The following is an 18,141-nucleotide window of genomic DNA, read 5'->3' as shown; positions in this document are numbered from 1 at the left end:
TGGGGCGTGGGCATTCGCCCACGCCCCATGTCCATATACACTAGAATATCTTAAGGGCTGTTAGCCCCCTATAGGTTGCTGCTGGAGGGTCTCCTTGCGCAGGCGTTCTGACTCGGCCAGGCTGAGCAGGGTCTGGCGATAGTAGGCGGGGAAGGTGTTGCTGGTGAAGATGTGGAGCGCGCTACGGAAGCACCTGGAGGCTTGTTGCAGGTTATGCACACGGTCACCGCTCAGGCGCTGCTTATGCGTATAGCCCAGGCTGACGAGGGTCGAGGCGTATTCGACAAGGTAGACATCGGGGTGATAGGTGCGAAGGGCCTCTTCATAACAGACAATGGCGCAATGCAGGTTGCGGTCGTGCTGCTGCTCATCTTGCCAGGGAAGGGCCTGGAAGATGGCCGCCAGGCGGATATGGGTCGTGGCCCATTCTTCTGGTGTCTGGCTGGGAGAGAAGGTGTGCAGGGCCTGGCGATAACAATTCTTAGCCTGGATGAGGTTCTCCGTGCGCTCGCCTGCCTGGCGCAGGTAGTAGCAGTCACCCCGATGCACATGGATAAGGGCAAGCGTTTCAGAGGGCGTATCAGAGGTAATGTGTAGAAGCGCTGTCTGTTGATACTCAAGGGCCTGCTCAATGTTCTGCGCGGGCTTGCCTTTGGGGCGTTTGAGCAAGGCCTTGCCAAGCAAGGTCTGGAGCTTGAGCCATTCCTCGGGGTGCTCCTTCTGTGTGAAGGTGCGCTGGGCTACCTGGAACGCGGTAATGGCCTGCTCAAGCATTTTATCCTGGCCGCTGAAGCCATATTGCAAGTAAGCGGTTCCCAGGAGTAACTGAGTTTGGGCATGCTGGAGAGGGTAGCGCGCCGGGGTAAAGGTCTTGAGGGCCAGTTTATGCAGGACGATGGCTTCTTCAAGGGCCTTAACCTGGAGCTCCTGCGTGGCATATTGCGCGCCCGAGATGAGGAGTATACCGATTTCGTTGCGCAGGGCTGCGCAGATCTCGGCGCGTGCCTTGGTGTCGGCCTCCGTACGCTTTAAAGCCTCCTGTAGGATCTCTGCCTGCCGCCTGCGTGTGCGTTCAGGCCGGTTGAGGAGAACCAGGTAGCTGCGCTGCTCAAGGTAGACATGCAGCCAATCCGGGATATCAAGCACCAGGCCACCATAGTGATTCACATAGGCGTCGCGTACCGCCTGGCGTGTGCCACCGCGCCTGCGTACCTCCTGGAGCAGTTGCAGGTGAAATTCTAGCTGTTGCTTGAGCTCGGTATGCTCTTCTACGTGAGCTCTAATCAAGCGTTCAAGCTCTTTGTCACTATGATCTTCGGTTAGAGGGAGGTGTCTTTCGAGGTAAAAACGCCCCTTATGCGTATCCTGCTGGTTGCAGTGGAGCCACTCGACGAGCTGCTGAAACAGATTGAAGCGAACGAGGTCATGTGAGTCGGTCATAATGCGATTCCCTCTTCTATCTACCAACGCGGTGTCGCCATCATTTCTGCTTTGTATGACACCGCCTATCCTCTTCTCTACGAACGTTTCCCGAAGGGAGAGCATGCGTAAACCGGGCTGACCATGGAATTGGGGCTTACCTTCTTGCTGTTTGCATGAAGAGTACCTTGCTCTAGTATAACGTATAAAAGATCATAATGGGAATATCTTGATGCAAAAATTATGTGGAGAAGTTGAAGCGTGAGTTCGCAAAGAGCGATTATGGGATACACCAATGAGTGTGTGCTGGTTCATAGTTTGTCGCTGCCGCTTCATTTATAATCTTTTATGGAAGAAAGTATAAACCACTATGTGGCGCCTTTTAAGGTAAAAAGCGGAATGGCTTTGAGGTTAAGAATGAGTACGCTTAATCAGTTTGCGGATGCGGCAAAGTCTCTCATCAATCGCGCTGAAAAAGAGGCGCGGGCGCTGGGGGCCACTGAGTTGGAGCCAGATCATTTCTGGCTTGGTCTGCTGAGTGAGCGCGAAGGGCGCGCGGCTGAGATTCTGAGTCATTTGACGCTTGAACCCGCCAGCCTCTATGCTAATCTGCATGCCCGCTTGACCCAGGATGAGGGGGCGCCAACGGAGGGGAAAATTGGGTTATCCGAGCGTAGCCGGATCGTTGTAGGGCGGACGGTACGTTTGAAGGATACGGCGCTTGGCGTCGTCATCAATCCAGAGCATTTCCTGCTGGCACTCTGGTATGAGGAGCAGAGCCAGGGGGTGAAGATGCTCCAGGAGGCAGGGTTGACGCTTGAGGACATTCTGAGGCAGCCAGGGCTCTCCGCTGCTGACCTGGCCTCCCTCAGACTGGAGGCCCAGGATGTGCCGCCCGCGAAGCCTGATGACGCTTCCAGGCGTCGTATGCGCAGGCTTAACCTGGCCCGACAGTATTACATCCCTTTTGCCTGGTTGGGCTGGATCATTCTTATTTTTGTGCTGCTCCTGGTCTTTGTCGATTCACACATAGACTCCATTGGATATGCACTGCTGGCGCTCTTTACCTCTGAGCCATTTCTCCTTGCCCAGCCACGTCCCGAGTGGTTTCCCTGGCTCGCCTTAGGAACTGTCATGTTTGGCTACAGTCTCTGGTATCTGCTGTGTCTGCCATTACACTGGGTCTATGCCACTGTGCTGCCTCGGCTTGTACGCCAAAAGACATCGCGCTCGCTTTTCTCCTCCACGCTGCGCTGGTTGATGGCGTATAGCCTAAATCATATTTTCAAGTTGGCGCAGTTTCTGCTTTCATTTGAGGTGATCTACGCGCTCTTTATCCTGTTTCCGTCCACCTGGTGGCTGATGAGTACGCTCTATTTCGCGCTTTTTTACCTGGTGCGGGTCTATGTTCTGTCGCGATTTCCTATTACCCTCTTTACCAGATTGGTTCCGGTCCCAGAGGGGCCTTTGAATGAGCGGCTATCGGCATTGCTCAAGCGCACGGGAACGCGCGTCGCAGGCTTTTATGTGAAAGAGGCGAAAGATGCCAAATCAGGGAGCACAACCCTGGCCGCCAATGCGCACCTGATCCAATGGGGACTGCAAAAGCGTATCGTCTTTACCGACACATTCTATCAAAAATTTCCTCTCGATGAGCAGGAGGTGATCCTGGCGCATGAACTGGGACACCTGATTCACCAGGACATTCTGCGGCGTGTGGGTTGGAGAACGCTTTTTAGCGGCCTGACCTTGCTTGCCTGCCAGCAGATACTGTTCGTCACGTTTCCCACAACCACGCGCTTGTACCTTTTCTTCTTGCAATTTGATGGGCAAAGTATGGCGAAAGCGGGGCTCTGTTATGGCATTGGTGTTGGCTTTTTTGTGCTACATCGCTGGCTACGGCGACGCCAGGAATATCGGGCAGACGAATATGCTTTGCAGACAACGCAGAATGTAGAGGCCTTTAAACGTTCGAAGCAGCGCCTGGCCCACTATCGTGTCTGGCCAATCAGTAACTCCCGACTCCAACGGTTAACCTCAACGCATCCTACCACGCAGCAGCGCCTGGCCCACGCGGATGCTTTTGCCCAACGCCAGGCGAAAAGTCCTGCGCCTCTTGCTCCTGCCGAGGCATGATGGCGCTCGCCCAAGGTTAGGAAGGTGGTACGGCCCGGCAACTGCCGGGCCGTACTACCTTCCTAACCTTGAATCCGAAAAACAACGAGTATGAGCAATTAGTTAGATTGAAGCAAGAAGAGGCATTTTGCCATGAAAAAGTTTATGAAAAAGTATATAGGAGTATATTGGAATATATTGGAATTGTGAGCTTATGAGATACATAAAAGAGATAGCCTAATCGTCCTAATCAATAAGCCTTTACAGCTATTCTGTTGATTAAAAGCTGATTAATGAATTAATATTAATTTGTACATTTGCCAATATACTTGCTGTAATAATTTTTAAGTAGATAGCGGCAAGGCAGGATTTGTACAAATGATTCTGTTTTTCTTATATGTATTTTTTTTTGGGAGACAAAGAAAGGCCAGAATACCTTAATGAAATCTTTCCGTACTATTTTGGCAGCACTTATCTGTGCTGTCGTTGCAGGGGGCTTGCTTACATTTAATAGCTCTCCTGTGGCTCATGCAGATGCAAGTACTTGTATCCAATATGGATCATTCAATCGCAGTGTCGCGTATATTGAGGCTCAGGCACATGGATTTTTTACGCAGGAAGGTCTGTGTGTTACCTATAATCAGGTTACGAGCTCTACTCAGCAGTGGAATAGTTTTCTCTCTGGTCAGTACAACATTATTTCGACAACCGCTGATAACGTGGTCAATCAGTATGTGAACAACCAGGTCCCTGCTCAGATTATCGCGGGCAGCGACCAGGGTGTCGCCCTGGACCTGATCGCGAATACTGCGAATGGTATTCACAGTATCGCAGACCTGAAGGGAAAGACTGTTGCGGTTGATGCGTCCACAAGCGGATATGTGTTTGCCCTGGAGAAGATTCTCTCCGCTAATGGCTTGAGCTTGCAGAATGGCGACTACTCGTTGCAGGTTATCGGTGGCACGTCTTTGCGCTACCAGGCGCTTAAAGCGGGCACATATAATGGCGCCCCTGTCTACGCCACCATCTTGATGGCTCCCTTTACAGAGGAAGCCCATTATGATGCTAATCTCACCGATCTAGCGCCTTTCTCTGCGTATACCTCGCCCTATCAGGGTCCCACTATCGCGGTTACCCAGAGCTATGGGCAGGCGAACTCCAGTGTGGTCACGAACTTCCTCAGCGGGTTGATCCTTGGTCGAAAGTTCGCGGCAACTCCCGCGAATAAGGACACTGTCATTGCCGACATCGCCAGCGCCGATAACGTCTCAACGCAGGTGGCAACGGATGTCTACAATGATGCTATCCTCAACGTCGTCACTGGTGAGAATCCTGCCGAGCAGGTAAACATCCCTGGATTGATGAATACCATTGGTCTGCGCCAGCAGTTTGGCGGCTTCAATACGACAGTGAGCAGCGCTCAGTTGGCGGTACCATCCGGATCTTCCGTCAACAACGATCAGTATTGGATTCACGCCTTCGTACAGGCAATGCAGCAATCACACTAGACTGAATGCTCTTTAAGAAAGCATGCTGTGTGTTCTCAAACGCATGGCATGCTTTCTTGAAATTATAGTGAGCATTTAGAAGTACCATCCCTTACCTCGCTATTTTGCAGAAGGACAGGGTCTCTTCTTTTTTCTTTTATCTATCAGGGATATATTGCCTTATGCTTTTGCTGCATTAATAGCAATTTGGACTAATTTTTATCTGTCTGCACTCATTTTTAGGAGGAATAGTGTGTTAACACGTCCTTGTAAGCATATTGAAAAGGCGCTATCTAGCATGCTTGTGGCTTTTATGCTCCTCGCTAGTTTGAGTGCCTGCTCACAATCCACCACTTCTTTTACGGATCAAACTTCGATAAAAATTGGGTACTCTACCTCACTGACAGGCCAGTTCTCTGCTGATGGAAAGGCGCTTCAGCAGGGATTTGCCCTCTGGGCAGAGGCTGTCAACCAGAGAGGTGGTTTGCTTGGTCGCCCGGTAAAGCTTGTCGGCCTGGACGACGGAAGCACCCCTGCACGTGTCACTGCCAACTATCAAACGCTGATCGAGAAAGATCACGTAGACCTGCTCTTTGGGCCATACTCCAGCTTGCTGGCGGTGCCAGCTGCTGTCGTTGCACACCAGCACAATGATACCGCCCTCTTCGCGCCTACAGGCAATGCTCCAAGCGTTTACAAGAAGCATTTTGATAATATCTTCGTTGTTACTCTGCCCTCACAGCAGAATCTACAGGCTTTTTCCTACTTTATCTTATCCTTGCCCCAGAATATGCGTCCTCAGACTGCTGCGTATGTCTCGGTAAGCAGTCCATTTACGACGCCGCAGGTGAGCGCCTCGACGGCTATTTTAGAGCCTACCTTACGGACAGTCTATTCAAAGGTTCCCTACGAAACAAATGCCAATATTGCGCTTATGGCAAAGCAGATCGCGCAATCGAAGGCTGATGTAGTTGTCCTGGGTACCAGCGGCCTTGCAGATTGCCTCACGTTTATTAAGGCATTTAAAGCAGAGCACTATAATCCCAAAGCCATTGTCGCGACCTCTGGGCCGGATGAAGGAGCCCAGTACATCAATGCCGTTGGCTCTAGCACGGCTGAGGGTATGTTTACGCCAAATAGTGGGTGGTATCCTCACGCCGCAACTTATCAGAATGCCCAGTTTGTCCAGGCGTATATCGCCAAGTATGGTGGCTCCTCGCAAGATATTAGCTCAACAACTTCGGAAGCCTATGCCGCGGGACAGTTGTTGGAGCAAGCAGTCACGCAAACGCATAGCCTTGATAATGCCACACTTATCAAGGCGTTGCACTCAAACACATTCAACAGTTTACAGGGGACGCTACGATTTGACGCGAATGGAGCGAACACCATTGGTATTCCCAACTTGTTCCAGTGGCTGCAAGGACAACTTGTCCCTGTATATCCTTTCACCAATGCGCAAGCGAATCCAGAATATCCTAAGAGCAGCTGGTCCTAAGAAATGTCCGTGCGAGAGATTCATCATTGGATGTAGCCAGAGAGGATTGACACTGGAATGTTTACATTCATACGTAATATACGCATCTTCCCGCGACTCTTTATTCTGTTTACAACCCTGGTCGTCATTGCGACACTTTCCATGGTTCTGCTGGGCTCTTTTTACTTGCAGGCGGAGCAGACACATGCTCAGGCGGTAAAGGCGAGTTTCGATTCACAGCAGATTGCGACAACTGAACAAATTAATCTACAGCGCATGAACGCCTTGTTACAAGCACGTTTCGCGCAGATTTTTGCCAGCAACACTGCTATTCTACAAGGCGATCCCTCATTGGCAGCGTCGGGCGCTCTGATTGAAAATGATATTGTAGCTCGTGAGACGGACTTCAATCAGACGCTACAAAACTATAATGTGACCTACAAAATCGCGACCTCCCCCGATATGGGCGTCGTTCGCAATATCCTTACGGGCGACGGCGCGAACAATTATCTGATTGCCAACCAGCAGACGGCACTTGAGAATGTCTCTAACACACAATGGAATGCTTACAAGCAGCTACAGGATCAGGTCTTAGCGCAACTCCACAACCCAAATCTAGAGTATCAACCAGCTTACGCGACGCTCTACCAGGCCAATCTTAAGTTTCAGACCTTGCAGCAAAGCTGGCAGACGGTGGTCGATACGGCTACCACCGTGGGGCAGGCGGTGACCGCTCTGAATAGCTCGGAAATTATGCCCATCCAGATCGCCACAGCCCTGGCTATTCTGCTCATTATTGCCGTTATTGCCTTTACAGCCGCCCTTGTCAACGCGACCATTTCAAGCCCTCTGCGCCAGCTTGCTACTCTAACCACCAGGGTCGCGCAGGGTGATACAAGTCAGCGTGTGCATGTGGAAGGGCGAGATGAGATCCAGATGGTTGCCTCCTCGATGAATAATATGTTGAACAATATTGTTCAGCTTATCAAAGAGGCAGAGATGCGCCATACAACTCTCCAGATGCAGGTTGAACGCCTGATCGGAGAGGTCAGCGGTGCGGGCCAAGGAGATCTGCGAGTCCAGGCCACGGTATCATCAGACAGCCTGGGTGTATTGGCCTCCTTCTTCAACTATATGGTCAGCGAACTGGGTGTTCTCGTCATTAACTTCAAGACCCTGGCGAATGAGGTTGAGCGTGCAACCCTGCAAGCATATGATGATATGGCGCAACTGGTAGATAATGCCGACGAACAAATTGAGAAAATCACGTCAGCGACCACAAGTATTAGCGAGGTGGCAGGCGCAAGCCGGGTGGTGGCTCAGCGTGTCCAGGTGCTCTCGCAAGTAGGAGGTAGGGTATATCAGACGACACAGTCTGGTCGTAATGCGGTGTTACGCACTGTGGAAGGGATGGGGCATATCAACAAGGATGTGCAGTTGAGCGCCGCGAAGGTTCAGCAATTAGCGGAACATTCGCAAGAGATCAGCGACATCGTAAAAATAATTTCTGGTATTGCTCACCAAACAAATCGCCTGGCATTGGATGCCTCTATCCAGGCAGCACTGGCCGGAGAAAACGGCAAAGCCTTCCGTGCCGTGGCAGATGATATTCGTCGTTCGGCTGAGATCGCAAAGACCCAGACTACCAAAATTGAGCGTATCGTGAAGCAGGTTCTCGAAGATATTGATTCTGTAACCCTCTCTATGCAGGATACACAAACAGAGGCTGCAACTGGGGCTCAGTTATCGAGAGAGGCCGGTGCGGCCTTTGAAGCGATCTTCTCCGCTATTGAATACCAGTCTCGTGAAATCGAGATGATTAATCAGACAGCTCAACAGCAGTTGCAGGCCTCCAGTAGCGTCGCACAGGTCATGCGGGGCGTTTCCTCGTCGACCCTACAGAGCAGCCAGAGTATCCGTGAGGAGGCTAAACGCATGGAACGCGTTGCCCAACTGGCCGAGCAGCTCCTGGTCTCCGCTGAGGTCTTTAAGCTGCGTGACGACCAGGACATCTTTGCGCAAACCAACCATGAACACGTTGTGGAACAGCAGGCATTTTCCCAACGTAGCTTTTAGTGAGCGTCTCTTTCAGCATTTGAGTAAAGAGGGCATATGTGGAGAAAGATGTGACGCAGCAACAAGGAAGAATAACTGATAATCTTGCAAGGATTATACAGATTGTTCAGGTAGAGGGCAGGTCCGGAGAATTGCGCGTGGGGCGTGGAGAAGGAATAAATGCCGAGATAGGGAGCATTGGGTTTACCAATGGGCAAATTGTTTTCGCCCAGATTGGATCATATATGGGGCCGGATGCGCTCAATATACTGATAAACTGGGGGAAGTGCGTATTTGTTTTTATTCCCCATCTGACTACGGGACCACTGCAACGACAGACCGGCCCTATTCAGAGCCAGCGCGAGACCTCGCCTATAGTGCCTCAGATGAGGCAATTATCGCCTCCGCAAACAGATCAGCCTAATGCTGCATCTGCGAATAGCGCGGTTCCGCTGACAGCAGTTCCCAGAGCGACGATGTCAGTTATGAAGGCGATTGGAATTATCGAGAAGGCGGGACTCCCACGCTTATATCGCCAGGTCATCTTAGCAATCGATGGTCGCCAAGCAGTCGGAGAGTTAATCAGGTCTATAAACTGTACACCTGAAGAAATGAGCCAGATTTTACAGACACTGGAAGAACTGACGATCATTCGTGTAGTAAGATGATGAGGGGCCTGTGCCTGCTTTGATATGTGCAGCTAGCCTTCAGCATCAAGGTGTGTGTAAAATGGCTTTGCCGTTTTCTACCCACCTTTACTCTGAAGGTTAGCCTGTCTTAGCGCGGTGTCATTCCGATGCTACGACTTGAGCCCATAGTTCTTGCCTCCATAGATCGACAGGCAAAGCTGCACGTGGTAAACTACCACTAGACTTTTAGCCCGTCCTGACAGCAAAAGCTACCTCTCGCAGCGTCTTTTGCTGCCGTTGCGAACACAGTAAAAAGGATCGGTTGTTTCTTTTTGCGCTGTGGAACTTTTCGCGGGGTACACACAGCACAAAGCCAATTAATAAAAGTCTGCGGGGAACGCCTTGGTTTTTGACCTTGGCGTTTCTTTGCATCACCTCCTTAAAAAACTCGAATGTCAGTCCGCAAGGTTCAGCCCCTCAATATCCTTATAGGTAATCTCATATCCCAATCCCTGGGAAAGGGCATTAGCAATCTTTCCAGCGGTCGCCTTGTAAATACTCTTGCCCTTCTCCGCGTCCCCAACGGTTCCTACGTTGATTTTCGCTTCCCTGGCAAGCCTTGCTTTTGACCATCCGAGCTTAACGCGATAATCTTCAAGTTTCATACAGTTAAGCTCTCCGAGAGTTTATTAGATCTTTCCCTAGTATGCCACTGATAAACCAGTAATGTCAATGGTTATGCCTTCCTCTTTGTGGCTTCCTGCTATTGTCGATGGTTATATGGTAAAGTAAATCGTTTTATGGTATACTATGGCTCAGGATATATTGTGTCAGTACCCTACGGCTAAAGCCGAGGGCTTGGAGTTGTGTCTGAACTCCACCGCAATTCAGCATACCTTTTCAGGCGTGCGGCTTTGGCTTCATCGTCCGACACAGAAGGCGCGTACTGACAAGAGGCCCGTTCCTCTCCAGTCTTGCCGGATAAGAAGCGTTCGCATCGCAATGTTTCTTGCACCAACCAGATCGGCATGGAGCGTGTACTGACAATTCTGACAGACGAAGAGCAATCCTTTGTTGGGCCTATTCTCTTTGCAGGTGTGCCCACATTTGGGGCACGCTTGCGAGGTAGAGTTGGCATCGACCTTGATTGCCATACTTCGATGCAAGAGCGCTTTATAGGCAATCATGCTATGCAACTCAGCGAAGGACCATTTGGAGAAGGTACGATTGGCTTTTCGCTGTTTTGCATTTTTGCCTTTGCGTCGTTTGGTACGCTCTCGAATGTCTGTCAGATGCTCCAGTCCAATCAAGCTTTGAGGGTGCTGTAGGACAATCCGCTTACTCACGACATGATTGGTATTCTGCTTCAACCGTCTCTCTCGTCCACTGATGGCAACGAGCCTTCTTGTCGCTGAACGAGTGCCTTTCTTTTGCAGATGTTTTCTCAGTCGTGCGTAGTGGTTTGCCTTGGGGACAATCTGTTTGCCTGAATGGAAGGTGCAATCCCCTTGCATCGTCGCCGTGACGGCAAGGTATCGCATCCCCACATCCACGCCAACGACTTGCTTGTGCGTTTCAGGTGTAGGATCAGCCGTCTCAATTGCAAGAGAGACAAGGAGGTAAAATTGTTTCTTGGGCTTGTCATACCAGAGTTTCGATGCACCAATCTCCGCTCCACGCTGGATCAATGCCACATGCTTATTGTAGCCAGTATAGGGCACGATAACACGTCCCTCAAGGGTCAGGATGCTCACCTGCTGCTCTTTCTTGAAGGTGTAGTCTTTCTTGTACTGATAGGTCAACGTGGGGGAGATGAACTAGGGAGCCTTATCAAGCCCTTTGTAGCGTTTCTTGGTCTTCCCTTCCTTACGATGAACAGCATTGTTCTTGACCTTTGTCCAGAGGGTTTTATACGAGGCACCAACTTGGCGAGGAACAGAACAGGCCATTTGCGAAGGCAGATGAAAACGGAGGCGGATCTCTTCGTAGGTGGCATCTTGCAAACGAACAGCATTGCTCATCTTGCCATGCGCAAAGGCGTACTGGCTCACATAGTTGAGAGAATCCCGATACGCCAGTTGCGTTGTACGTAATGCCTTGAATTGCTCGGGCGTTGTATTTAATTTGAGTTTCGCTGTTACTACCGTTTGCATACGCTAAATTATACCATAGTTTTCATCTGACTGTCAACAATACATGAGCAGATGAGAGCATGTCTACGGCGTATTCCACCCAAGCCACCGACAAAGGAACGCCGCATTCCTCCCCATGCCTGAAAGGGCAGGGGCATCCTGCGGCGTTTTGGGTGAAAGGATTGGGTGACGTCAGTGGCTATCAAGATTCTGCAATCCGCACAGGAAACAGAATACGACTTAACCGGGATTAGCGTTGATCTTAGCAGGAAAACTGGAGTGCTTATTCGGCAATCAAGAAAAAAGTCTGGCAAGAACCATTATGAAGGCCGTCTGAGGCAGGAAAAGATGATAAATGTCGCAATGGCGGTAAGGGGTGATGAAGATGATATTGTACTGTATGATGAAGGTGCTGGCATCAGTGGTACAAAGGGATACGATGAGCGTCCGAAACTTTCCAAACTTTATCTCGATATAGCCAACGACGTTATCGGAAGTGTTGTAGTAGCTCGTGGGGATCGTCTATTCAGGGATAAGCACTTCCGCAATGTGAGTATGTTCACCGAGCTTGCCGAGAAGAAAAAGCTGAAGCTTATCGTGCCGGGACGCACGGTGTATGACTTTACCAAAACAAAAGACTTGCAGGCATTCCAGAAGGAGATGCAGGATGCCTATAACTACCTCACCACGCAAATATTGTACCTGAACGAAACACGCCAGCAGAAGGTTCAGCGCGGGCTTTATGGCGGCGGCCATCTGCCCGCACCTTATGCGATTGACCGGGCTGCATGGAAAGACGAGCAGCGTCCTATCATTTACCGCCCGTGGCTGGATACTTCGATTGAAATTTTCAGGCAGTTTATTGATAACGATTTTTCACTTGCATACATAGCGCGCTATATCGAAAGCCGCCCATGCCTGTTTCCTTACCCCTCGGCTGAAGACCTGCAAAAGTATAATTTCCCCACCATTATGACGAAAGCGAAAGAGGGATATACATTCACGAGCCTGGATTCCATAAAGCATTACCTGAGCAATTTAACGCTGGCCGGATACGCCAAAATCGGAAAAGACGAATTAGGCAATGAAATCCTGCTGGCGGGCGTATTCGAGGCGGCAGTACCTATGGATTTGCTCGCGCCTTCCTATGCCGCCATTACCGGCCATTACCCAGACGGGAACCCCTTTGATCGGTGGAAAGACAGCAGGCGTTCCAGAAAGCACACCAAACAATGGGAATCTGACGCAGTGCTGCATGGCTTTCTTAAAAGCGATGATGGCGCGGTAAGCTTCTCCATTGATAATAGTATCAATAAAACTGTGAAAAGCCGTTATGCCTGCTATCAGGGCGCGGAAATGTATGGAAGTAATCGTATCGGCATTCTTCAGACAAAAGCCGCCTGGTCTATTCCTTGTAAGGAACTGGATGATATTGTCTTAAATCGCCTTTGCGATCTGGTGCTGTATGACAGCGAAATAAGCAACCGGATAAAATCTTTCTGGGAAAGCCAGAAAACGGATCTGGTCGGCGAGTCGCAGTTGCTCAAAACGCAGATAGAAAAAGCAGAGGCTCAGATAAAGCATCTGGATAACCTGCTCACCAATCCGGCGCGGCCTCTGAGCAAACAAACGGAGGGGCGGTATATCACGCAACTGGCTGAGGCTGAATTCTCCCTTGAAAACCTGCTGAAGAAACAAAAAACGCAGAGCGAAAAAGAAGATCCTGAGCGCGTCATTCCTAATTTTTATTATGTGCTTTCACACCTCCCCGTGGAATACAAGAAATTAGACACCGAACAGCAAAAAAAGATGATACGCAAAGTCATCAGGGAAATAAAGCTGAATATTGTATCCAGCCATCTCCTTCTTTTGCACATCGAATGGGAGGCCGGAATAGCTCTACACCCCGATGTCGCCTTAATCTGGCGGGGAACCATGCCGAATACGAACGATGCGTGGACTCCCGAAGAGGATGCTTTGTTGTTTTCCCTTTATCCCGTCGCCTCGCAAACAGAGCTAATGAGCGCCTTCCCGCGCTTTTCATGGTACAGAATATGCGACAGGGCTATAGAGCATGGCATCCGCCGCGCCATTCCCCGCCAGGGCAGGGCGCATGTGAATGTTTACCACCGAACCATGAGCTGGCAGGATCTGGAATCGGTGGCAAACCTGGTAGATGAACCTGAACAGAAAGAGCGTATGCAGGAAATTGCCAACGAGCTTGCGAAAAGCACGCTGAGGGGCGAGCTTTCCGCTCACTGGTGGCTCCCGCTCGATGAAATCAGTTACCTTGACATCGACGAGGGTTACTTTAACGGCGATTCCAATCCAGACGGATCGCACCGTCCAGGCGAATGACCTCGCCATTGAGCATGGTGTTCTCGATGATATGTTTGGCGAGGGCGGCGTACTCGTCGGGGCGGCCCAGGCGCGAGGGGAAGGGAACCTGCTGGCCAAGCGAGATGCGGGCAGCTTCGGGAAGACCCGCCATGAGTGGGGTGTCAAAGATGCCGGGAGCGATGGTCATGACGCGAATGCCCAGGCTGGACAGTTCGCGCGCAATGGGCAGAGTCATGCCCACGATTCCGCCTTTGGAGGCCGAGTAGGCGGCCTGGCCAATTTGACCCTCGAAGGCCGCGACCGAGGCGGTATTGATAATCACTCCGCGCTCACCGTCGTCTCCCACGGGCTGATTCTCGCTCATGGCCGCCGCCGCCAGGCGGATGACGTTAAAGGTGCCGATAAGGTTGACGGAGATGACCTTGCTGAAGTTGGCGAGCGAGTGAATGCCGCGTTTGCTCAGGACCTTTTCAGCGATGCCGATGCCCGCGCAGTTGATGGCGATATTGATCTCGCCACTGTGAGCCTGCGCGGCCTGAATCGCGGTCTGTACCTGCTCTTCATTGGTGACATCGGTTTGGCTAAATATGACCGTGCTCCCTAGCTCGCTCGCTAGAGCCCGGCCGGTTTCGGCGTTGAAGTCGAGGATCGTCACTTTAGCGCCCTCGCCTGCGAGCAGGCGCACGCAGGCGGCCCCCAGACCCGAGGCTCCGCCAGTGACGATAACTCCTTTGTTGGCAATCTGCATGGTTGCTCCCTTTCCTTCCTTGGATAATAAAAAATTTAGCGCGTTTCAGCTACTTTGCTGTGCTCAAGAAGCCAGGAATAGAGTTGTGGATCAGCATAGGCCGGCGTCCAGCTATCATGTCCAGCCTCGGGATAGATAGTCAACTTGACTTTTCCGCCTGCTTGCTCAAGCGCGTCAATCATGGTTTGACTCGCCCTGAGAGGGATGACCGTATCTTTGGCGCCATGGAAGGCCCAGACTGGTACATCGCGCATGTTGGCCACCGTAGTTGGATCACCTCCGCCACAGATAGGGATGGCAGCTGCGAAGTGCTCGGGGTAGGCCGCCACCAACTCCCAGGTACCATACCCTCCCATGCTGACGCCCGTCGCGTAGACGCGATTGGTATCGACCGAGTAGGTCTGGGTTACCTCATCCAGCAGGGCGATCAAGTCTTCCTGTTTCGCGGACCAGGAGGTGTTGTCTGGACATTGAGGCGAGATCAGAATGAAAGGGAAGCGTTCTCCTTCTTCAACCTGCCTGGGCGGACCATACTTTTTGAGCAGGTCCAGATTGTCCCCGCGCTCACCCACCCCATGCAAAAAGAGCACGAGCGGCCAGCGCGTCCCCGCTAACATCTCGTAGCTATCGGGAAGGTGAAGTAGATAGCGCAGGCGGACTGCATTGGTTGCGGTATCGTGCAGGGTCTCTTCCTGTTGTATGCTGTGCATGAATCGGTTCTCCATAGGAGGTTGATGTTGGAACGATCCACCCACTATGGGGCACATCGTTACCAACGGCGTTTTTTATGGATCACTATACTGTTGCACTCTATTCTTATCATATACGAAGGCGACAGTACAAGTGGTATAGCGTCTAACGTATGAGCCGTGCCTGACGGCTTGTGCCTGAGGTACAGGAGTGCTAGACTGCCCTATAAAGCGTACGTTTGTGTACTCATTTTCTAAGGATCGAACGCGTGGAGAAGAAAGAGGAGCGTGTACACCTATTGGAGCGGCAGCTTCAGCGGGTACAGCGTCATATAGAACAATTAGACGCGCGTAGCAATCGCTACTCGTGGATACGGCTGTTTATTTTCTTTGGAGGCCTGGCTGTTAGCCTGGTGGTAGGCTTTTTGCTCTGGTGGCTGGGGATTATCCTGGGGGTGCTCAGCCTGCTGGCCTTTGGCGTTGCCGCTTATTACCATAGCCAGGTCGATAGAAGCCTGGCGCGCCACAAGGCCTGGCTCTTGATCAAATCGACGCATCTGGCGCGCGCTAGACTGGACTGGGAGCATATACCGGCTCCCGCTCCCGCAAGCGGGCAGGAGGATCATCCCTTTGAGTTTGACCTGGATGTGACAGGGAAATACTCGCTGCATCGCCTGCTGGACATGTCCTTCTCCCGCGAGGGGAGCGAGCGCCTGCGCTCGTGGCTTCTGGCAACAGAGCCGGATCTGGAGTGTATACGGACACGCCAGGCGCTGGTTGAGGAACTGCGTCCGTTGAGCCGTTTCCGTGATAAGCTGGTGCTCTTTTCGCTGATCGCGACAAAAGGTAAGACCGGCCAGGTGCAGGGGCAGGAGCTTGTCGACTGGCTAAAGCGTAATCCGCCCTCTAAAGGCGTGCGCCCTCTGCTATGGGCCTCGCTCGTTTTGAATGCCTTTACGCTTATAGACCTGGTGGCGAGCGTGGTCACTAGTACGCCTGCCCTCTGGGTGCTGACCTTCTTTGGTGGGATCTTTTTCCTCGCGCTCACGCAGAAGATCAGGGGCAATATCTTCGAAGATGCGGGCTACATGAGCGACAACTTTGGGGCGCTAGGGTCGGTCTTTGGCTTCCTGGAGAACTACTCCTATGGGCACAACCAGCATTTGGCGCGTTTATGCGCGGCCTTTCAGCAGCAGGGCGAGAATCGACCCTCACGCGTGCTACGCGGCATTGGTCGCATCTCCTCTGCGGCGGGTTTGAAGGCTAATGGGCTGCTCTGGCTGCTGGTGAATCTCTTTTTGCCATGGGATGCATACTGCGCCTATCGCCTGGGCCAGTACAAAGAGCAGATCGTCAAATTCCTTCCTGGCTGGCTGGATACCTGGTTTGATCTGGAGGCTTTAAACGCGCTCGCGACCTTTGCCTACCTCAATCCAGAGTATATCCTGCCCGAAGTGCTGGCGAATGATCAGCTTACACAGGAGAAGGCAACGCTCTTTAGCGCGCACTCCCTTGGGCATCCGCTTATCCAGGATCGTGTTCGTGTGACCAATGATTTCGCTTTTCATAGGCTGGGCGAAGTGGATATTCTGACAGGCTCCAATATGGCGGGCAAGAGCACCTTTTTGCGCACACTGGGCGTCAATCTCTGCCTGGCTTATGCGGGGGGACCTGTCTGTGCCAGCGCGCTGACAACGCGCCTGTTTCGTCTCTTTACCTGCATCCGCGTCAACGACTCGGTGACGGATGGCTACTCCTACTTCTACGCTGAAGTCAGGCGCCTGCGTCAGTTGCTAGATGCGCTGGAGCAGTCTTCTCCCTATCCTCTCTTCTTCTTGATCGACGAGATCTTTAAGGGCACCAATAACCGGGAGCGCCTCAGCGGTAGCCGGGCGTTTGTGCGTGCCATTGTGGGTCATGACTGCTTAGGTGCGATCTCTACCCATGACCTGGAACTGGTCCACCTGGAGGAGGCGGTCCACGACCTGAAGAACTATCACTTCCGCGAGGAGGTGGTTGAGGGGCAGATGGTCTTTGATTATAAGCTACGCACCGGCCCCTGTCCTACGACCAACGCGCTCAAGATTATGCAGATGGAGGGGCTTCCCGTGGAGGAGGTCGACGTGCGCTAGTTCATCATCGCGATGGCCTGGCGTATCATCTTGATATAGTTGAGGACCTCATAGCGGTCTTTTGCCTCCGGAGCCAGTTCGCGATAGGCCATCAGGTCATGCAGGGCGCGGCCATAGTGCTTAAGTTGCAGGTGAAGCAGGCCGCGCTCGCGGCGATGAATGGCGGATTGAGGATGGAGCAAGACCATGAGCTCATAGATCGCCAGAGCTGGCTCGTAGGCATCGCGCTCCAGGTAGATGCGTTTGAGGTTATTGAGCATGCGCCCCAGCATTTGCTTACGCAGGACAGGCTCAAACCAGTGATGATGTAACTTGAGTGGGCGATGGGCGATCCGGCGCACCAGCTCTATACACTCCTGCTCACTAAGCAGGCGTCCCTGGTGGAAGGCATCGATGTAGTAGGTTTCTTCGCCATACTGGCAGCGTGAGATAAAGTGATAGGGCAGGCCAATGCCCTCGATGGAGAGACCAGCGCGGCGCGCGACTTCAATATAGACAAGTGAGAGCGTAAGGGGGATTCCGGCGCGGTTATCCAGGACTTTATTGAGATAGCTATTGTCGGGATTATTATAGTCGCCGGAGTTGCCGCAGAAGCCCTCCTCTGCAAAGATGACCTGATTGAGAGCCTGGAGAAACTCATGTGGCTTGCGTTCGGGTGAGGTGGGCATGGCATTTAAAGGGAGGGTTGGAGAAAGGCCAAGGATTCCCCGGACCCGCCGCGCGAGGGCGTCGAGCTGTGATTGATAGCATGCAATATCTACTTCTGGATACACCAGCTTCGCAATGAGAAGGGCCGCTTCCACCAGGTCTATGGCGGCATCTTCCTGGGCGAGAAGCGATGCGAACGCAGTATAGATGCGTTGTTGTGGGCTTTCCCGCGAAAATCTCTCTGCCATACTCAGGGCATTAAAGCATACC

General features: G+C 51.9%; 12 protein-coding genes and 1 pseudogene. 7 read left to right on the top strand and 6 right to left on the bottom strand.

The annotated features are described in order from the left end of the window. Window positions 1-60 precede the first annotated feature (60 nt). A complete protein-coding gene (locus KRAC_RS12190; protein ID WP_007907314.1) occupies window positions 61-1,440 on the bottom strand; it encodes a hypothetical protein in 1,380 nt (459 codons plus the stop codon). Window positions 1,441-1,836: 396 nt separating this feature from the next. On the opposite strand from KRAC_RS12190, the gene KRAC_RS12185 reads away from it, so the two are divergent. The 5 genes from KRAC_RS12185 (at window position 1,837) to KRAC_RS12165 (ending at window position 9,221) form a co-directional block, all read left to right on the top strand. Then, complete coding sequence (locus KRAC_RS12185; protein WP_007907312.1) at window positions 1,837-3,555, top strand: M48 family metalloprotease; 1,719 nt, start codon at window positions 1,837-1,839, stop codon at window positions 3,553-3,555. A gap of 419 nt (window positions 3,556-3,974) precedes the next feature. Further along, on the top strand, window positions 3,975-5,042 hold the full coding sequence (locus tag KRAC_RS12180; RefSeq protein ID WP_007907310.1) for an ABC transporter substrate-binding protein: 1,068 nt from the start codon (window positions 3,975-3,977) through the stop codon (window positions 5,040-5,042). A gap of 232 nt (window positions 5,043-5,274) precedes the next feature. Continuing rightward, window positions 5,275-6,519 carry an amino acid ABC transporter substrate-binding protein gene (locus KRAC_RS12175; RefSeq protein ID WP_007907306.1) on the top strand — a complete coding sequence of 415 codons (1,245 nt, stop codon included), beginning with the start codon at window positions 5,275-5,277 and terminating at the stop codon, window positions 6,517-6,519. 57 nt (window positions 6,520-6,576) lie between these two features. Beyond that, window positions 6,577-8,574 carry a methyl-accepting chemotaxis protein gene (locus KRAC_RS12170; RefSeq protein WP_007907303.1) on the top strand — a complete coding sequence of 666 codons (1,998 nt, stop codon included), beginning with the start codon at window positions 6,577-6,579 and terminating at the stop codon, window positions 8,572-8,574. A 38-nt stretch (window positions 8,575-8,612) separates the two neighbouring features. Continuing rightward, entirely contained in the window at window positions 8,613-9,221 is a 609-nt protein-coding gene (locus tag KRAC_RS12165; protein WP_007907302.1) for a DUF4388 domain-containing protein, read from the top strand. A 416-nt stretch (window positions 9,222-9,637) separates the two neighbouring features. Here the strand turns inward: KRAC_RS12165 and KRAC_RS12155 are convergent, their stop codons facing one another. Together KRAC_RS12155 and KRAC_RS12150 are read right to left on the bottom strand one after the other, a co-directional pair. Continuing rightward, window positions 9,638-9,847 carry a helix-turn-helix domain-containing protein gene (locus KRAC_RS12155; protein ID WP_007907300.1) on the bottom strand — a complete coding sequence of 70 codons (210 nt, stop codon included), beginning with the start codon at window positions 9,845-9,847 and terminating at the stop codon, window positions 9,638-9,640. Between the two features lie 179 nt (window positions 9,848-10,026). Further along, a pseudogene (locus tag KRAC_RS12150) lies at window positions 10,027-11,335 on the bottom strand (RNA-guided endonuclease InsQ/TnpB family protein). A gap of 174 nt (window positions 11,336-11,509) precedes the next feature. Between KRAC_RS12150 and KRAC_RS12145 the strand changes: the two are divergent. Next, complete coding sequence (locus KRAC_RS12145) at window positions 11,510-13,672, top strand: recombinase family protein (RefSeq protein ID WP_040442409.1); 2,163 nt, start codon at window positions 11,510-11,512, stop codon at window positions 13,670-13,672. Here the strand turns inward: KRAC_RS12145 and KRAC_RS12140 are convergent. Together KRAC_RS12140 and KRAC_RS12135 are read right to left on the bottom strand one after the other, a co-directional pair. Continuing rightward, window positions 13,626-14,402, bottom strand: coding sequence for a 3-hydroxyacyl-CoA dehydrogenase (locus tag KRAC_RS12140; protein ID WP_007907297.1), 777 nt, complete (start codon window positions 14,400-14,402; stop codon window positions 13,626-13,628). The two genes, KRAC_RS12145 and KRAC_RS12140, sit on opposite strands and share 47 nt — an antisense overlap. Window positions 14,403-14,437: 35 nt before the next feature. Continuing rightward, window positions 14,438-15,112, bottom strand: a complete 675-nt coding sequence (locus KRAC_RS12135; protein ID WP_007907295.1) for a carboxylesterase family protein — start codon at window positions 15,110-15,112, stop codon at window positions 14,438-14,440. Between the two features lie 248 nt (window positions 15,113-15,360). Here KRAC_RS12135 and KRAC_RS12130 point away from each other — a divergent pair, with 248 nt between their 5' ends. Next, window positions 15,361-17,223 (top strand): MutS family DNA mismatch repair protein, encoded by a 1,863-nt coding sequence (locus KRAC_RS12130; RefSeq protein WP_007907289.1) that lies wholly within the window; start codon window positions 15,361-15,363, stop codon window positions 17,221-17,223. Here KRAC_RS12130 and KRAC_RS12125 read toward each other — a convergent pair. Then, the gene (locus tag KRAC_RS12125; RefSeq protein WP_007907287.1) at window positions 17,220-18,119 is read right to left on the bottom strand and encodes a SirB1 family protein; all 900 of its coding nucleotides are present in this window, start codon (window positions 18,117-18,119) and stop codon (window positions 17,220-17,222) included. The two genes, KRAC_RS12130 and KRAC_RS12125, sit on opposite strands and share 4 nt — an antisense overlap. Between the last annotated feature and the right edge of the window lie 22 nt (window positions 18,120-18,141).

Origin of the sequence: Ktedonobacter racemifer DSM 44963, assembly GCF_000178855.1 — a bacterium.
GTDB lineage: Bacteria > Chloroflexota > Ktedonobacteria > Ktedonobacterales > Ktedonobacteraceae > Ktedonobacter > Ktedonobacter racemifer.
This window is presented reverse-complemented; position numbering and strand designations above follow the sequence as displayed.